The sequence below is a fragment of the Simonsiella muelleri ATCC 29453 genome (assembly GCF_002951835.1).
Taxonomy (GTDB): domain Bacteria; phylum Pseudomonadota; class Gammaproteobacteria; order Burkholderiales; family Neisseriaceae; genus Simonsiella; species Simonsiella muelleri.
In genome coordinates, this window is the sequence record NZ_CP019448.1 from 192,528 (window position 1) to 211,134 (window position 18,607).

An 18,607-nucleotide genomic window follows, 5' to 3' on the forward strand; every position below is an offset into this window, starting at 1 on the left:
TTTCAAGGCAATAGCGTTGCATAATGCACAGATAATATGGAAATATAGTCGTTTAAAATTTATTTTAAACGACTATTCTTTTATTCTGTTAAGGTTTTGCGCTATTTTTTCCACCGACCACAACAATATTTAATTGTGTAGGCTGAATTTTTCTTTGCCAAGCGCGTTTGATGTCGTCAACGGTAAGTGCATTGATTTTGTCGTTGTAGGTGTCAAACCAATCGGTTGGGCGATTGTGTACGCCTACTGCCATCAAATTACCCAATAATTTTCCATTGGTATCAAAGCGTAAAGGGAATGCGCCCGTGATGCTGTCTTTGGCTTGTTTCAGTTCGGTGGCGGTTGGCCCTTGTGCGATGAAATCAGCTAATACTTTTTGTGCGCTGGCGAGTGCGTCTTTAGCGTTTTGGTTTTCGGTAGAAAACGTGATGGTAAACGGTGCAGCTTGTGTGTAGGCGGATAAACTGCTGGTTACGCCGTAGGTATAACCTTTTTTATCGCGTAATTCCTTCATCAGGCGGCTATCAAATTCGCCGCCACCCAAAATATAATTGCCCACTAACATGGCGAAATAATCAGGGTCGTCAGCGGTTAAAACAGGTAAACCCATGCTGATGCTGGTTTGAGTGCTGTGCGGGTAAGGCAAATTTTTTCTTTTTCCACCAATAATTTCCACTTTTGGCGCGGCAGTGTTGGTGTTGATGTGTGTGGAGACATTTGATAATGTTCGTGTAATTAAGGCTTCTGCCTGTGGGCGTGTGATGTCGCCAACAATGGCAATAATCGCTTGATTTTGTGTATAATTTTTCTTATGGAAATTCACTAAATCTTGTTGTTGAATAGATTGAATTTTTTCTACGGTTTGATATGCAGATTTGCCATAGGGGTGATGAGGATAATTTAAGCGCGTTAATTCGCGGCTGGCTAAATAATCGGGATAACTTTCGCTTTGTTTGAGTGACAAAATTGCTTGGTCTTTGATGCGTTGCAAGGCGTTGGCATCAAAACGCGGTTGGGTAATGGCTTGGTTGAACAAATCGGCGGTGGCATTTAATTTGTTGGCATCGCTTAAACTGCGGAAACTGACATTGCTGTATTCAAAGCTATTGCCAGTCTCTATATTAGAAGCTAAATCATTGATTTTAGAATTAAATTGCTCTTCATCTAATTGAGTTGTGCCACTGACGAGTAATTGCGCGGTAGCGGCGGCGATGTTGCTTTTTCCTTCTGGGTCGGCGGTTGACCCTGCGCCTTTGAAAATGACGGTGTAATCTACAATCGGCAAATCGTGGCGTTCTACCAATAAAACTTGGCTGCCTTGTGGTGTTGTCCAGCGTTGAATATCAATGGCTTGTGCCATGGGTGTGAGTGAGAATAGGGCGGTACCGATTAGGCAGCCTGAAAGAATGCGATTCATGAAATTATCCAAATCATCAATAAAATTTCATCATAACATGAAATAAACTTTTCAGGCTGCCTGAATAATCAAGGCAACCTGAAAAATAATAAATCAATAATTTTTAGAATTTATAAGTGTATTGGATACCTAAGATATTGGCATAATTATTGAATTCAGCAGATGTTGCGCCTTTGCTGTCCACGTCATTACCTGGTGCGGCTTCGGCTTCAAAACGCGTGTCATTAATATGAATATGGCTGTATGCCATGTCCAAACTATGCCCTTTTTTGAAATCATATTTCAAACCAACAGAGTACCACATACGGTTACCATCGGGCATGGTATGCATACGTGTTTTTGCATTTTTGACGGGCGATTTATCAAAAGCAACCCCAGCACGCAATTGCAAAGGTTTGCTTAATTGATATGAGCCACCCAGTGCTACTTTGTAGGTATCACGCCACTTGGGTTTAATGGTATTGGAATTGGAAAGTTGACCGCTTATGGTGGCTTTTTGATTATCAAATACCAAGCTGGCTTCATTGAAACGACTGTGGCGTGTCCAAGTAACATCACCAAAAATATTCAATTTATCAGTGGCTTTGTACATACCGTGTACGGATGCAGATTCAGGTGTAATCAATTTGATGCTGGCATTTTCGCTTGGTAAGTAGCCTTTACCACCATTGGGATTCACAGAGCCATCTGAGAGTATAGAGACAGGTTGACTAATGCTGCTGGGATAAAGTTGTTGTGCAATTGCTCCATCGGCTTTCCACTCTGTTGTACCGTGTAATTTGTGTTCCACTTTAGAGCGGTAGGCAGCACCGACGCGTATGCGTTCATTGGGTTCATATAGCCAGCCAATGTGATAACCAAAAGCCCAATCATCGCCTTTGGCTTCGGCGTGTCCATCAAAAGCGGCGCGGTCGGTGGTTGGAATACGTCCTGCTGCTTTTAAGGCAGCCAATTGCGTGTCGGTATAACGTGCGCTCCAGTCAGAATATTTGCGAAGTTCTGCTTTGGAGTATTGTGCAATTAAGCCTGCGCCAATGGAATGTTTTGGGGTAACTTTAAATGCAATAGATGGTTCAATATCTACAGTGGTTAAACCTAATTGATTAAAATTATAGCGTAATTTTGAATCTTTGCTGTATTCGGTTTTTGATGCAAATGGAATGTAAATACCCAAACCCAAAGTGGTGCGATCATTTAGTTTGTATGCGCCATAAGCATGGGGTGCGAAAACGGCATCTTTGGTAATTTTACCGTTATCTTGGCCACTTACTTCACTGCCCTGATAATAATAGGCTTTTGCGTTGGAGTATTTGATGGTAGGCATCACCAAATTGAGTGTTGCAGTTACTTGGTTTTTATCCAAATACGCTAAACCTGCAGGGTTAGAGAAAATGGTAGACGCATTGTCGGCTTCTGCAGCGGCTGCATTGGCGGTGCTTTGTGCGGTTACAGATTGCGTACCAAAATGGTAGCCTGATGCCATGGCGCATTGGGTGTAGATTACGCTTAAAAATAAAGCTAATGGTTTGATTTTATGGTAAGATTTCATATATAAAATTCCTTTCTAAAGCAACAAAACCCAATGATGCAGTGTTTTCAGGCAGCTTGAAACCTGAAAACGATAAGCTGATACATTTGGGTTTGTATAGAATAAATTCTCTAGAATAATATTGCTATTCTAGTTTAATCTCTTTTAAAAAACCAGTCATTTTGTCAGAATTTGGTTAAATCAAGCCAAATAGCAACATTTTATTGATAATTTTAGATAAAAAAGCTACAACAAAGTTTACAAAATTATCGTAGGGGCTAATGACATTTTAGCTATAATTTCAACCAAATCAAAGCACAAGCTAATGATACAGTACTTTCATAATTACGTTTTAATTTATCGTACCGTGTTGCCAGCGCACGAAAATGCTTTAATCGTGCAAAAGCGTTTTCTACCAAGTGCCTGATTTTATATAAATACCAATCTGTGCCCACATTAAGATGTTCTCTATTTTTCTTATATGGAATATTGGCTTTACTTTGTTTAGACTGAATTAACCGACGAAAAGTATCACTGTCAAAACCCCTATCAGCACACACGGTTTCATTATCACTTAAATCCAATTGTGCCAATAAATCAGGCGCAACAACAATATCATTTACATTACCAGCTGTAATGATAAATTCAATTGGATTACCACAAGCATCAACCGCTAAATGAATTTTAGACGTATGACCACCGATACTCTTACCAACAGCTTGATGCGTAATGGATTGTTTACCCATACCGTGTTGATGAACGCGGATATGGCTACCGTCCATAAAGACCCATTCCATATCGGGTGTATCTACCAAATGTTTGAATAATCGGGTAAAAATACCGCGTTTAGACCAGCGATTGAAACTTTGGTAAAGGCTGTTTGCTTTACCAAAATAACTAGGTATATCAGCCCATTGGCAGCCTGTACGTAAGCGAAATAGGATACCTTCTACTGTTTTGCGTAAATTTTTCTTGCGATAAATGCCAAGCTGTTTCAAAATAGGCAACAGTCTTGACCATGTTTCATTTGTAAGCGTGTTTCGGGACATGGCAAAGGTTTGGGATGGTTGCGTGGAAACAATATCTTAAATCCTTTGCCTCTTTTTTTGAATTGTCAATAGCCCCTATAATGCCAAAAAATTTTCTTTTAATTTTTCCTTAAATTATTTGATTCAACAGGAATAATCAGTATGAATACAGAAAAAAATGCAAAGAACTACGCCAATAACACGCCAGCCGAAAAAGGTGATCGTTTTGGTTTGTGGGTGGGTTTAGGTGCGGCTGCGCTGACGGCTTTGGGTGTGATTGGCTTGGCAATCTATACAGATTATCAAGAAAATCAAAAAACTGAATCGGCATCGGGCGTGGCGGTTGTGTCGGAGCAAGCACCCAGCAGCATTCCTGTCAACGAAACTCAAGCCGCCAGCATCGCCGCCAACACTTCTAATATCCAAAGTCAAGGCATGACTGCGCCATCTGATGTGGGTGATGACGATACAGTGCAAATCATTGTGGCATCACAAGTTGTGTCTGCACCATCTGCATCTGCAGTGGCTGCTTCTAGTACCGCTAAAGCGATTTTGGCTGCTGATGGCGTACAGCAAGAACAAAGCAAAGTGGTGGTAGACGGTGATATCGTGCGTTTTTATTTCGCGACAGGCAAAGCCGATGTAACCGCCAATACTTTAGAATCACTCAAGGGCATCGTGAACGGCGTGAAAGCAGGCAAAAAAGCCGTGATTTTGACTTATTCTAACGTGGAATCTAACGAAAATTTAGCGCGTGATCGTGCATTGGCAGTGCGCAGCGTGTTGTTAGCAGCTGGTATTCCCGATGGCAGTATCCAAGTGAGCAATCCAACCGCGGAAACCAACGACAGTCGTCGTGTGGAAGTGGTGTTACGTTAATTTATTTATTAATGGAATTGACTGATTTTCAGGCTGCCTGAAAAGAGTTTCTTTTGCTGAAACTTGTTTTCAGGCAGCCTGAAGATTTAGAACCTGTATTCATAGCCAACATGAAATGGATTTTTGTCCCAGTTGGTGCGAATGTCAGGCGAATTTTATGCCAATAGCCGTTCCTATTGGCATAAAATTCAACGCAGCAGGCGTGCTAAATGGGGCAAAAAGACATCACGTTTGGCTTTGAATACAGGTTCTTATTTACATTTAATTTAAATTGGGAAAGAAAAAAATGATGTTGATGCGAACTATTTTGGCGTCGGGTGTCATGATGGCATTGATGGCGTGTTCGGGTGGCGAAAAATCTACGCCAGCCTCCACAAATGAATCGGCAACATCTGCCACAACAGCATTAGATAGCAGCAAAACTTATATTGTTGCCACTGATGCCAGTTATGCGCCGATGGAGTTTATGGAAAATAATCAGGTGGTTGGTTTCTCGCATGATGTTTTGGATGCAGCAGCCAAATCTCAAAATGTGAAATTGGATTTTGTGAATACGCCATTTGAAGGCTTATTTGCCAATGTGGGCAAAGGCGACAGCGACATTGCATTGGCAAGTATTACCATTAATGATGAACGTAAACAACAATTGGATTTTTCCGATCCCTATTTTGAAGCCACTCAAATGATTGTTACCACCGAGCGCAATCACGACAAAATCAAAAATTTTGCCGATTTGAAAACACGTGCTGCGTCCGTACAATCAGCCACTTCAGGCGATTTGATTTTGCAAAATCTGCAAGGCAAAGACAGTGCCAATATTAAACGCTTTGAAACCATGCCATTGGCATTTAAGGAATTGGAAAGCGGTGGCGTAGATGCAGTGGTGGGCGACAGCAGCGTGGTGGGCTATTACGTTAAACAACATCCGAAAGATAAATTGTTTACCATCGTGGATCCGAGTTTCATCAAAGAACAATACGGTTTTGCGTTCCGCAAAGGACGTAATGACGGTTTGCGCGAAGCCATCAACAAAGGTTTAAGCACCATCAAAGCCAATGGTACTTACGCTAAAATTGAGCAACAATGGTTCGGTCAGTCCGCGCAATCGGCACCAGCTGATGTTGCCAGTTCTGCCAGTACACCCAAATAATGAAGTGGTTTTCAGGTAGCCTTATTGATTCAGGCAGCCTGAAATCATCACATCAGAATAATGATTTTTTTATACAAGGAAACAAACCATGCAACCGATTGCACTCAATGGATATTACACGCTGATTGCAGCGACCATTGTTTTACTGTTTGGTAAAATTTTGGTAGATAAAATCAAATTCTTACGCGATTTTAACATTCCAGAACCTGTGGCAGGTGGTTTGATTGCTGCGACCATCATCACGGTTTTGTATTACACAACAGGACATTCATTTACATTTGAAAAATCACTGCAAGACAGTTTTATGCTGATATTTTTCTCGTCAATTGGTTTGTCTGCGGATTTTTCGCGCTTGAAAGAAGGTGGGTTGCCATTAATTATCTTTTTGCTTGTTGTGAGTATTTTTATTTTTGTACAAAATATGGTTGGCATGGGTATGGCAGCGGTTTTGGGGCAAAATCCGTTGATTGGCTTGATTACAGGTTCAATCACGCTAACGGGCGGACACGGCACAGGCGCAGCTTGGGGGGCGACTTTGACCAAAGATTACGGCATCACAGGTGCAACTGAAATGGCAATGACGTCCGCGACATTTGGTTTGGTCATGGGTGGTTTGATTGGTGGGCCAGTGGCGCGCCGTTTGATTAACAAAATGGGTAAACAGCCACAAGTTGAAAGCGCAAGCAATAACCCAGATTCTATAAACGACACCTTTGAAAATGCCAACCAACAACGTTTGATTACCGCAAATAATGCTATTGAAACCATGGCATTATTTGCGGCGTGTTTGGCATTTTCATCGTTGATGGCGACTTGGGTGGGTAATCAAATTGATGCGGGTGTCTTACCGAAATGGACGAAAATGCCACAATTTGTGTGGGCGTTATTTTTTGGCGTGATATTACGTAATTTCCTGACAGCGACTTTCAAAGTGAATATGTTTGACCGTGCGATTGATGTATTTGGTAATGCGTCTTTGAGTTTGTTTTTGGCGATGGCATTGATGAGCATGAAGTTGTGGGAGCTGGCGGGTTTGGCGACTGATATGGTAATTATTCTTTCTGTTCAAACAGTTGTGATGATTTTTTATGGCTATTTTGTTACTGCACGATTCATGGGCAACGATTATGATGCGGCGGTGTTTGCGGCAGGACATTGTGGTTTTGGTTTAGGTGCAACGCCGACTGCGGTTGCCAATATGCAATCCATCACAAAAAGATTTGGACCTTCACACAAAGCGTTTTTGATTGTGCCAATGGTGGGTGCGTTTTTCATTGATTTGGTCAATGCAGCAATTTTGAATACGATTATTGCGTTGTTTGGACATTAATATTAATTTTGATAGAGAATTAAATTTAAACGAGTACAGTGTTATTGCCTTGTCCTGTTGTATTTAATTTACTGTATCACTCGGGCTGCCTGAAAGTTTTTCAGGCAGCCTTCAACATGAAAAAATAAAGAATATGGATAATTTACTCAATCAAATCAAGTGGGATAAAGATGGTTTAGTTTGTGCTATCGCCCAAGATTGGCAAACCAAACGTATATGAGATGCAGTGTTCGTGTTTTATATTGGGCAAGTATGCGGCATTTCGCGCCACACGGGGCGTGAGAGTTGCTTTTATCGGGTGTGGTAACAAGATGAATGGAAAATTCAAGATGCTGTATTAAAAGATGAAAAGGAAATTTACGGACATGCGCATTTGTATGGTGGATTAATAGTGAATTAAAGCAGCCTGAAAACCAGTTTCCCAGTTTTCAGGCTGCCTTTCTTTCTATTCTAAAGATTAATTTAAATATTAATCTTTTTTATCTTTAACTTCTTGGAATTCAGCATCTACAATGTCATCATCTTTTTTGGTTTGACCATTCTGACTTTGTTCGGCTTCAGCTTGCGCTTGTGCGTACACCATCTCCCCCAGTTTTTGGCTGGCTTCGCCTAAGGCTTCGGTTTTGGCATCAATTTCAGCTTTATCGTCGCCTTTAACGGCTTCTTCAGCTGCTTTCATGGCATCTTCAATTTTGGCTTTTTCGGCAGCTTCTAATTTATCGCCATGTTTTTCCAAAGATTTTTTCACGGAATGAATCAATGCTTCGGCTTGGTTACGGCTTTGCACCAATTCAACCAATTTTTTATCTTCTTCGGCGTTGGCTTCTGCGTCTTTTACCATGCGTTCGATTTCTTCTTCGCTCAAACCTGAAGAACCTTGGATGGTAATATTGGCTGCTTTACCAGTGCCTTTATCCTTGGCAGAAACGTGTAAAATACCGTTCGCGTCAATGTCAAAAGTAACTTCAATTTGTGGTACACCGCGTGGTGCAGGGGGGATGTCGCCCAAATTGAATTGACCTAAAGATTTATTGCCTGTGGCGCGTTCGCGTTCGCCTTGCAACACATGGATGGTTACTGCAGATTGATTGTTTTCAGCAGTAGAGAATACCTGTGATGCTTTGGTTGGGATGGTTGTGTTTTTGTTGATTAATTTGGTCATCACACCACCCATGGTTTCAATACCCAAAGACAATGGCGTAACGTCCAATAATAACACGTCATTGCGACCACCACCCAATACTTCGCCTTGAATTGCGGCACCGACTGCAACGGCTTCGTCTGGATTTACGTCTTTGCGTGGTTCTTTGCCAAAGAAATTTTTAACCGCTTCTTGTACTTTTGGCATACGCGTTTGACCGCCTACCAAAATCACATCATCAATTTGGCTGGCTGATAAACCTGCATCTTTCAATGCGATGCGACAAGGTTCAATAGAACGTGTAACCAAATCTTCTACCAAAGATTCAAATTTGGCGCGAGTAACTTTCATTGCCAAGTGTTTCGGACCAGTTGCGTCCATTGTGATGTAGGGCAAATTGATTTCGGTTTGTTGACCGCTAGATAATTCAATTTTGGCTTTTTCTGCGGCTTCTTTTAAGCGTTGCAATGCCATTACATCTTGTTTTAAATCAATACCTTGTTCTTTTTTGAATTCAGCAATGATGTGGTCAATCAAGCGTTGGTCAAAGTCTTCGCCACCCAAAAACGTATCGCCATTGGTTGCCAAAACTTCAAATTGTTTGTCGCCGTCAATATCAGCGATTTCAATGATGGAAATATCAAATGTACCACCACCCAAGTCATAAACGGCAATTTTGCGATCACCGCTAGATACTTTGTCCATACCAAATGCCAAAGCGGCAGCCGTTGGCTCATTGATAATGCGTTTCACGTCCAAACCAGCAATGCGCCCAGCATCTTTGGTGGCTTGGCGTTGGCTGTCGTTGAAGTAAGCAGGCACAGTAATCACGGCTTCGGTTACTTTTTCACCTAAGTATGCTTCGGCTGCTTCTTTCATTTTACGCAATACTTCAGCAGAAATTTGCGGTGGTGATAATTCTTTGCCTTGCGCTTTTACCCAAGCATCGCCATTTGTGGATTTTACAATTTCAAATGGCATTAAATCGATGTCTTTTTGGATTTCTTTGTCTTCAAATTTATGACCAATTAAGCGTTTAGCAGCATAAATGGTGTTTTTTGCGTTGGTAACGGCTTGGCGTTTAGCAGGTGCGCCGACCAATACTTCATTGCCATCTAAATAAGCAATAACCGAAGGTGTGGTGCGTGCGCCTTCCGCGTTTTCAATTACTTTGGTATTACCATTTTCAGAAACGGCAACACATGAATTGGTTGTACCTAAGTCAATACCGATAACTTTAGCCATAATATTTTGCTCCTAATAAGATTTTGAATTGATGCTATGTAATATGGGGCAGACAATTTATTTTTCAAGCCTAATCACGATTATCATGATTTTTCAGGTAGCCTGAATAAAAATAACATTGTTTGCCGATGATGGCTAGATAGGGTAGAGCATATTTTTTTTCAAGTGCAGTGTGATAATTTTTCTGATGAAATGAAGTCAATTCATGCAAAAACAATAAAAATTTCAGGCTGCCTCAATACAAAGAGCAGCCTGAAATTTTTATTAATTCAATATGTTAAATTTTCTATTGGCGATACGATGCCAAAAAACGTTCCAAACGATTCATGGCTTCTTCAATTTGATGCGTGTAGGGCAATGACACCACACGAAAATGGTCTGGTTTGACCCAGTTGAATCCAGTACCTTGTACCAAAAGCACTTTTTCTTGCAACAAGAAATCGTGTACAAATTTCATGTCATCGCGAATATTGAATTTTTTTACGTCCAATTTCGGGAATAAGTATAACGCGCCTTTGGGTTTGACACATGACACGCCATCAATAGCGTTCAGCATTTCCCACGCTTTATTGCGTTGTTCCAACAAACGACCGCCTTCAATCAGATATTCATTAATGCTTTGATAACCGCCTAAGGCTGTCTGAATTGCGTGCTGCATCGGCGTAGACGCACACAAACGCATGGACGCCAACATATCCAAACCCTCAATATAACCTTTGGCATCTTTTTTAGGTCCAGTTAAAATCATCCAACCCTGACGGAAACCAGCTACGCGATATGCTTTAGACAATCCATTGAATGTAATGCAAAATACATCAGGCGCAACCACCGCCATATGATGATGTACTGCGCCATCGTACACAATTTTTTCGTAAATTTCATCGGCGAAAATCATCAAATGGTGTTGCCGTGCCAATTGTGCAATTTGTTCCAAAATTTCGCGACTATACACAGCGCCAGTTGGGTTATTGGGATTGATGATGACAATGGCTTTGGTTTTTGGTGTGATTTTGGATTTTAAATCATCAAGATCGGGAAACCAATCCGATTCTTCATCACACAAATAATGGCGCACATTACCGCCTGCTAAAGTCGCTGCTGCCGTCCAAAGTGGATAATCAGGCGCAGGAATCAAAATTTCATCGCCATCATTAAGTAATGCTTGCATGGACATCATAATCAATTCGGATACGCCATTGCCAATGTAAACATCGTTTACGGTTAAATCACGAATACCATGTGATTGATAATATTGCACAACTGCTTTACGCGCTGAATACAAGCCCTTACTGTCGCAATAGCCTTGCGAAGTGGGCAAATTGCGAATCACGTCCATCACAATTTCGTCAGGTGCTTCAAAACCAAAAGGCGCAGGGTTACCAATGTTTAACTTAAGGATTTTATGACCTTCTTCTTCCATGCGTGTGGCTTCTTTGAGTACTGGGCCGCGAATATCGTAGCAAACGTGTTCTAATTTATGGGATTTGGGAAAACGTTCCATGAGTGGTTGCTCCTGAATGTGGGGGAGTTGAGACAAAAAGGAAAGGATAATGTACACGCTTTTGCGGCAAATTTGAAGTTTTCAGGCAGCCTGAAAATCATTTTGTGAATTTATTCATTTTTTCATTCAATCATGTTCACATCAAACCATCCACGTAACGCATTGCCCACACGGATTTTTTCTGCACATTGCAGCATTTTGCGGTTGATTCGCGCTTCTTTCAGGCTGCCTGAACGCATCGCGTTGGTACGCGCAATGCTTGGCAAAATATCCAAATCCAGTGTAGGCGTTAACCATTGATTATTCAATAAAATCATCACGCTGCTGCGTCCACCTTCTAATAAATAACCGTCTTGATTGAAAAATAACGCATCAAATGCGCCTACTTTTTCTGCCGTTTGCCATGCTGCATCATACATGGGGCGATGTGTGATTTTATGGCGGCGCAAATAATCATGATTGGCTAATATATTGTTGCTAATGATAATTTTTTGATTAGGCGATAATTCGTGAATGGGTGCATATTCGGTTTTCAGGCTGCCTGAAGCTGTTAAAATCAATTTCAAGCGATGAATTTGCGCGTGATTCAATGTGGGCAAAATGGCGTGAATGGTGTGTTCGGCGGTGTGTCGCGCAAACGGAATATTCAATTGTTTAGCGGAATTTTCCATTCTGTCAAGATGTTGATTTAAAAGTATAATATTTTGATTTTCTACGCGCATGGTTTCAAATACGCCACATTCGGGACGCAATTCGGTTACAAAACGAGCTTTCCACGCGCATTCATCAAATTCATTGTGGGCTTGGCTGTCTATGACAATGCCACTTCCTACGCCATAAGTGGCAGAAAATTCATCTGATTTTTCTGTTTTAGACAAAAACAAACTGCGAATCACCACATTCAGGCAGCCTGAAAAACCCAGTGCTGTGTTGGGGGCGTATTCCAAAAATCCGATGCTGCCTGTGTATAAGCCGCGTGGCGAATTTTCCAATAACGATATGATTTCCATGCTTTTTCTTTTTGGTGCGCCCGTGATGCTACCACATGGAAAGGCTGCCTGAAAAATTTGCGCGGCGGTTGTGCCGTGCTTGACTTGGGCTTGGACGGTGCTGGTCATTTGCCAAACTGTTCCAAATGCTTGAACTTTAAAGGGTTCTGGTACACTGACACCACCAATTTCCGCCAATTTACCCAAATCATTACGTAACAAATCCACAATCATGGTGTTTTCGGCGCGGTTTTTGGGGTCGTGTTGTAGGTTGATGGCTCGTTGTTCGTCTTGTCCATCATGCAAAATGGGGGCGGTGCCTTTCATGGGTTCGGTGATGATTTTCCCATTATTTTCAATGCGTAAAAATAATTCTGGCGAAAAACACAACACCCAATTTTCATCGGGTAAACATGCTAAAGCGGCGTAGGGAACATTTTGACGCAGACGGCTATACAGGCGGATTGGGTTGCCATATGTTATGGTGTGTAATCGTATGGTGTGGTTGATTTGGTAGGTGTCGCCGCGTTTAATTGCATCGTGTATTTTATTGATTTGATTTATGTAATCTAATTTTTCGGTATCTAATTGTGGCGTAGCGATTCCTGCTGGTGAACCGTCATCGTGTTGTTTGAACCACGTTTCGGGATTGGCTAAAATGTGTTTTTGGGCAAACCACATTATTTTCAGGCTGCCTGAAAAATTAGCGTGTTCGGGTAATTTTTGTAATGCCAAACCGAATTCATAATCCGTAAAAATCGCACAAAAATAAGATTTTGCCCAACCTTGCGCCAATTTTTCATCTAAATCGTTTAATTGGTGGGCGGGTAACGTATCTTGATAACAAAATTTTTGCAATAAAATGGCTTGATTCTGAATACCATCATCAAATAAAACAAATGGTTGCATAATTATTCTATCCAAATTGAAAACAAGATTATAGTCATTTGAGTTAAAGCAAACAAAATCTATTCTGATAATGTTAAAATAACAACCTACTACATTTAATCTCACACTACTAAGGACTTATGCTATGGCTGAAAAACAATTAAAACCTTATGAAAAAATTGAACTTTCTGAAGACAGTAAATTACGCTCGCAAATTTTTGAAGAAAAAGTTATTGAATTTAAAGGTAAAATTACTTCTGAAGAAAGCGCAGATGCGCCTTTGCCAGCCGATTATCCTTACACCGAACGCATGAAACGCAGTCAATATGAATATGAAAAAAAATTACTGCAAATTGAATTGCTTAAAGTGCAAAGTTGGGTAAAAGAAACAGGGCAACGCATTGTGATGATTTTTGAAGGGCGCGATGCGGCTGGTAAAGGTGGCACAATCAAACGTTATATGGAGCATTTGAATCCACGTGGTGCGCGTGTGGTGGCACTGGAAAAACCTACCGAGCGTGAGCGTGGGCAATGGTATTTTCAACGTTATATTGCACATTTGCCATCAGAAGGGGAAATTGTGTTGTTTGACCGTTCGTGGTACAACCGTGCCGGTGTAGAACGTGTGATGGGTTTTTGTACGCCTGTTGAATATCAATTGTTTATGCGTCAAGCTCCTGAATTTGAACGTATGCTGACTGATGATGGTATCTTATTGTTTAAATTTTGGTTTTCGGTTTCGCAAGAGGAACAATTGCGCCGTTTCGTTTCGCGCAGCGTGGATCCGTTGAAACACTGGAAATTGTCGCCTGTGGACACGCAATCTTTGGATTTGTGGGACGCGTACACGGACGCAAAAGACCATATGTTTTTCAGCACTCACCGCAAAGATGCACCTTGGACAATCATTAAATCAGATGATAAAAAACGCGCGCGTTTGAATTGTATTCGTCATTTCTTGTCGCAATTGGACTACCCCGAAAAAGACCACGAAGCCATTGGCACAGTAGATGGATCGCTGGTGTTGCACCCGAATGTGAATGAAACCAAACATTCATTTGGTTAATTAAATTGTTTGAGGCTGCCTGAAAATGGATTCAGGCAGCCTCAAAGTTTTTATTTCAATTCATCAACCTTTTTCACAACACGATATTCCACATTTGTTAATTGTTTAAAATGTTGTTCAGCGTACGCAATTTTGAGTTGTTCGGATTGGCGAAGTTGGCGTGAATCTACATTTTCTGTACCTGTGTTTTTGGTTTCTGCCACAAAATAAACCCGTTCATCGTGATTCATTACAACTGCCCAATCAGGATTATAATTTCCTGCTGGGGTGCGAATTTTGAATTTTGCAGGCAGCTTGAAATAAAACACTACTGCATTTTTTTCATTCGCATCATGGTTTTGGCAATCTTGGGCAAATTGATTTTCTGTTTGGCTGTCCAAAGGAATAAAACCGCGCTCATAAATCGTTTTTTCAGGTTGCGTGATTTCAAATGAATTTTCGTCCAAATAAAATTCATGAGACATTTCACGCATTTCATAAATTGGTTGTTCAATTAATTCATATTCAATGCCGTTTAACATCAATTCTTGTAATGCCATTTGGATTTCTTTGCTGGCTAATTGAATGAATTTTTGTGGATTATTTTGAATTTGTGCTATTTTTCCTGATTGCTGGATAATTTGGAAAATGGTTTGGCGCGTCAATTCGGTTCGTGTTTGGATTTCGCCCAAAATATCAGGAATATCATGGCTTTGATTCAATGCAAAGGTTAATTCAGAACGTGCCATTTGTGTTTCCACGCCATACGTTTCGCTCATTTGCAATTTGGCTTTTTGGTTGGAAATATTTGGTTTTTCAATTTCAGGCAGCCTGCGAATATTTTCTGCGGCTTTTTTAATCAATTCATCGCTAGAAAAATTGACTTTATAACGCGTTTGCTGATTAATTTTCTGCCAAATGGCTTGAAACAAAGGGTCGGCTAAAAAATCATCGCGCGTTTTCATTGTTTGGCGATTGCATTTGGGTTTTACACCGCCATTGGCAAATTTCACACCACAATCATCTGCAATTTCCTGTTGCAACAATTTAGCGAATTGTTCATAACTTTCATTGGCAATCACCGTTAAAACATTGTCGGATAATTCACGATGACGCGTACCGTCTTGCTTGACTGGCAAACGCAAACCGCGCCCAATTTCTTGGCGTTTTTTGGTGGTGCTGGTGGTTTCGTTCAGCGTGCAAATCTGAAAAACATTTGGATTATCCCAACCTTCACGCAATGCCGAATGCGAAAAAATAAACCGCAATTCCGATTCAAACGACAACAATTTTTCCTTATCTTTCATAATCAATTGATAAGTTTTCTCTTCTTTTTCTTTTTCAGTTTTACCTTTTCTATCTTGGGAAAAATAACCGCCATGCACATTTTCAGGATTTTTGCCGTCCGAAAAATGGCGATATGCTTCTTCAAACCACGTTTTAAATTTGCCATCTTCGCCATTTGCACCACGATAATTTTCTACTTTATCAATAAAAAACAAGGATAAAACCTTAATTCCTTTGGCGCGTAATTTTTTCTCTTTGCGCAAATGTTCTTCCACTGTTTGGAAAATTTGGCGTTTCATAATTGCATCTTGCACAAAGCCATCGTATTCAAATGTCTGAATAATCTTGCCATTGGACAATTCAATTTTCCACATATCACCGTCTGAAAAAATCTGATTCACAATGTAGCCATCTCGATACAATTCATTTTCATTAGACTTTTGAAATAAATCATCGTTCGCTTTGATGGTTACAGATTTTTTGTTGATGTCTTTATTTTTGGGGTCGCGTACCAAAATTTCCACTTTCGCTGAAATTGATTTTTTACTGGGCTTCACGTCCAACAAACGCACATACGCACCCTCATTTGCATCATTTGCCAACACGCTATCTACCACAACTTGCTTGACTAAGCCCAACTGATACGCTTGAACAGGATTCAAACTGTAAATTAAATTGTATGGATTTTTATGTGTTGCAGAATAACGCAAGGTAAACAAAGGATTCAGTTTTGCAATACTTTCTTGACTCAATTCACTTTCAAAATTTTGCGGCTCGTCCAAAATCACAATCGGTTGCGATTGCGACAACCATTCTATCGGTGCAAAACCTTGCTCACGCACCTGATTGATAATATTGCTGTCTTTATTAAATGCTTGAATTGTCATGACTAAAATCTGAATATTCTGGTCTTCAGCAAACGTTTTCAGATTTTGCGGACGGCTGCTATCGTATTCGTGAAACGTCATAATTTGGCGGTCAAATTCATCATCAAAATGCTTTTTAGTCGCGCGCAAAGTCTGAATCACGCCCTCACGAATCGCCACATTCGGCACCACAATCACAAATTTCAACCAACCATATTGGCGATTCAATTCATAAATCGTCCGCAAATACACATACGTTTTGCCCGTTCCTGTTTCCATTTCAACGGAAAAATTTAAGCCGTTTGCGCCCAAATCGGTGCTTGCCAGACCGTTTTCAGTTTGGATTTTGGCGAGATTATTTGCCATATCCTCATGGCTAATCAAACGCTTATTGGCGACAAAAGCCATGCCATTTTGCGTGAAATTCGTTTCAGGCTGCATTTTCAGGCTGCCTGAAAACACATCAAGCACCGCATTAATCGCCTTTTGCTGATAATCCAACTTTTCAAAATTTAATTCCATGATTTCAGCTCCTTACACGCACTCAAACGGAATGCCAGCATCGTGCATTTGTAATGCCATGTTTTTCTTTAATGCGTCTTTGCTATTGAATAAATTATCCAAAATAATGATTTTGTTTGGCTTTTGTGAAATCACATTCAACAAAAGATTTTCCGATAATTCGCTCAACAACAAAGCATATCGGCGGTTATCATCGCGCAGCCAATACACGCCATTTTCAGACGACACGTCAGCCGTCAAAGGCAGCCCCAAACGCAGCAACAATTCATACACCATATTTTCAGGTGTTGCGTGCGCTGCTTGTGTATCGGTAAATATTTCAAGTGTTTCGCCTAATTGTGCCAAATCGGGTTTTTGCCAGCGTTTGAAATTGCTTTCGGCGAGTTTGAAGACTTTGAAACCCGTATCTACGCTTTGATTGTCTTTCAGGCTGCCTGAAATTTGGCTGCCTGCACGGCGAATGCGTTCTTTGGCGATTTCGGCGATATTGGCGAAACCTGCTTTGGCGGCTTCGGATTTTGGGTCGCATTCTTCGGGCAATTGCACGCAAATATAGCGGCGATTGCCACCGTCTTCGGCGTTGAGTTGCATTACGGCGTGGGCGGTTGTACCGCTGCCGGAGAAGAAGTCCATAATGATGCTATCTGAATTTGAATATAATTCAAGCATTCTTTGAACAAAATTAGTTGGTTTTGGATAGTCAAAAAATGCTTTATTGTCAAATAATCGTTTCAAATCTTGACTGGCAGATTGCGAATGTCCAACATCTTGATATTTCCAAATTGTCATGGGAGTAACGGTATTTTTAACTTCAGATAAGAAACGTTTAATTGAAGGTACATTATTACCTGTTTCTCCAAACCAAATGCGATTATCAGAAACAAACTCTTGAAAACGTTCTTTATTTAATCGCCAACTATATCCACTTGGTGGTAAAACTTTTCTACCACTCGGTGTCGTAATTTCATAAATATTGCTTTCAATCGCTGGTCCAACAGATAAATCGCTGCTTTTCCATATGCCGCGACTATCATTATCAGGATTGGAATAACGACTATTAGCTTCATCGTTGCGTTTTAATCCATTGCAAACAGCCAAATCCTTATTTTTTGCATAACATAGTAAATAATCATGGCTTTCTGAAAAATGCCTTTTTAAATTTACTGGCGAATAAGCACGTTCCCAGATAACTTCTCCTACAAAATTCTCCGCCCCAAACACTTCTTCATCACACAACAATTTCAACTGCGCCTGTTCGTTGTCGTCAATGCTGATGAAAATCACGCCATCATCGCGCAGCAGCGTTTTTGCTAAATGTAGTCGTGGCAGCATCATAGAAAGCCAGTTGCTGTGGTAGTGTCCGTTTTCTTTGCTGTTTTTGCGAAATGCCCCTTGGAATACGCCATCGCGTTTCAGGTAGCCATCTGTATCGGTGTCGCCTACGCGCTGGGCGTATTCTTTGCGTGTTTCGCTGAATTTGTCGGGATAGATAAAGCTGTCGCTGCCTGTATTGTACGGTGGGTCAATATAAATCATTTTGACTTTGCCCGCGTAGGATTTTTGCAGAATTTTCAAAGCTTCCATGTTTTCGGCTTCAATGAAAATATTTTGCGTTTGGTTAAAATCCACGCTTTCAGATTGGCAAGGCGCGAGCGTGTTGAATGTTGGGCTTTGAAACGTACGATAAGCATCGGTTTTACCTGCCCAATTTAATTGATAGCGTTCGTTTTGGTGGGCTAAATTGTCTTCGCCCAAAACGAGTTTGAGTTTTTCCCAGTCAATTTTGTTTTC

Annotated in this window: 12 protein-coding genes and 1 pseudogene; 5 read left to right on the forward strand and 8 right to left on the reverse strand. The window is 40.9% G+C overall.

Features of this window, described 5'->3' with window-relative positions:
* Window positions 1-88: 88 nt before the first annotated feature.
* From BWP33_RS00965 to BWP33_RS00975, 3 genes are all read right to left on the reverse strand, one after another.
* Window positions 89-1,417: a M16 family metallopeptidase gene (locus tag BWP33_RS00965; RefSeq protein WP_002641236.1), complete on the reverse strand. Its 1,329-nt coding sequence runs from the start codon at window positions 1,415-1,417 to the stop codon at window positions 89-91.
* A gap of 103 nt (window positions 1,418-1,520) precedes the next feature.
* The gene (locus BWP33_RS00970; RefSeq protein WP_002641235.1) at window positions 1,521-2,966 is read right to left on the reverse strand and encodes an OmpP1/FadL family transporter; all 1,446 of its coding nucleotides are present in this window, start codon (window positions 2,964-2,966) and stop codon (window positions 1,521-1,523) included.
* Between the two features lie 272 nt (window positions 2,967-3,238).
* Window positions 3,239-3,994, reverse strand: a complete 756-nt coding sequence (locus BWP33_RS00975; protein ID WP_002641156.1) for an IS5 family transposase — start codon at window positions 3,992-3,994, stop codon at window positions 3,239-3,241.
* Between the two features lie 141 nt (window positions 3,995-4,135).
* Here BWP33_RS00975 and BWP33_RS00980 point away from each other — a divergent pair, with 141 nt between their 5' ends.
* The 4 genes and pseudogenes from BWP33_RS00980 to BWP33_RS12615 all read left to right on the forward strand — a co-directional run bounded on the left by BWP33_RS00980 (window position 4,136) and on the right by BWP33_RS12615 (window position 7,732).
* Window positions 4,136-4,852 (forward strand): OmpA family protein, encoded by a 717-nt coding sequence (locus BWP33_RS00980; protein ID WP_002641234.1) that lies wholly within the window; start codon window positions 4,136-4,138, stop codon window positions 4,850-4,852.
* A 286-nt stretch (window positions 4,853-5,138) separates the two neighbouring features.
* Window positions 5,139-6,002: a basic amino acid ABC transporter substrate-binding protein gene (locus tag BWP33_RS00985; RefSeq protein WP_002641233.1), complete on the forward strand. Its 864-nt coding sequence runs from the start codon at window positions 5,139-5,141 to the stop codon at window positions 6,000-6,002.
* Window positions 6,003-6,090: 88 nt separating this feature from the next.
* A complete protein-coding gene (gltS, locus tag BWP33_RS00990) occupies window positions 6,091-7,332 on the forward strand; it encodes a sodium/glutamate symporter (RefSeq protein ID WP_002641232.1) in 1,242 nt (413 codons plus the stop codon).
* 133 nt (window positions 7,333-7,465) lie between these two features.
* A pseudogene (locus BWP33_RS12615) lies at window positions 7,466-7,732 on the forward strand (phosphoribosyl-AMP cyclohydrolase).
* Window positions 7,733-7,801: 69 nt separating this feature from the next.
* Here the strand turns inward: BWP33_RS12615 and dnaK are convergent.
* From dnaK to BWP33_RS01010, 3 genes are all read right to left on the reverse strand, one after another.
* The gene (gene dnaK / locus BWP33_RS01000) at window positions 7,802-9,718 is read right to left on the reverse strand and encodes a molecular chaperone DnaK (protein ID WP_002641231.1); all 1,917 of its coding nucleotides are present in this window, start codon (window positions 9,716-9,718) and stop codon (window positions 7,802-7,804) included.
* A gap of 286 nt (window positions 9,719-10,004) precedes the next feature.
* Window positions 10,005-11,219, reverse strand: coding sequence for a pyridoxal phosphate-dependent aminotransferase (locus tag BWP33_RS01005; RefSeq protein WP_002641230.1), 1,215 nt, complete (start codon window positions 11,217-11,219; stop codon window positions 10,005-10,007).
* A 122-nt stretch (window positions 11,220-11,341) separates the two neighbouring features.
* Complete coding sequence (locus BWP33_RS01010; RefSeq protein WP_002641229.1) at window positions 11,342-13,117, reverse strand: bifunctional chorismate-binding protein/class IV aminotransferase; 1,776 nt, start codon at window positions 13,115-13,117, stop codon at window positions 11,342-11,344.
* 124 nt (window positions 13,118-13,241) lie between these two features.
* Between BWP33_RS01010 and ppk2 the strand changes: the two genes are divergently transcribed.
* A complete protein-coding gene (gene ppk2 / locus BWP33_RS01015) occupies window positions 13,242-14,162 on the forward strand; it encodes a polyphosphate kinase 2 (protein WP_002641228.1) in 921 nt (306 codons plus the stop codon).
* A 50-nt stretch (window positions 14,163-14,212) separates the two neighbouring features.
* Here the strand turns inward: ppk2 and BWP33_RS01020 are convergent, their stop codons facing one another.
* Entirely contained in the window at window positions 14,213-16,816 is a 2,604-nt protein-coding gene (locus BWP33_RS01020) for a restriction endonuclease (protein ID WP_002641227.1), read from the reverse strand.
* 12 nt (window positions 16,817-16,828) lie between these two features.
* Window positions 16,829-18,571, reverse strand: coding sequence for a site-specific DNA-methyltransferase (locus BWP33_RS01025; RefSeq protein ID WP_398408079.1), 1,743 nt, complete (start codon window positions 18,569-18,571; stop codon window positions 16,829-16,831).
* Window positions 18,572-18,607 lie beyond the last annotated feature (36 nt).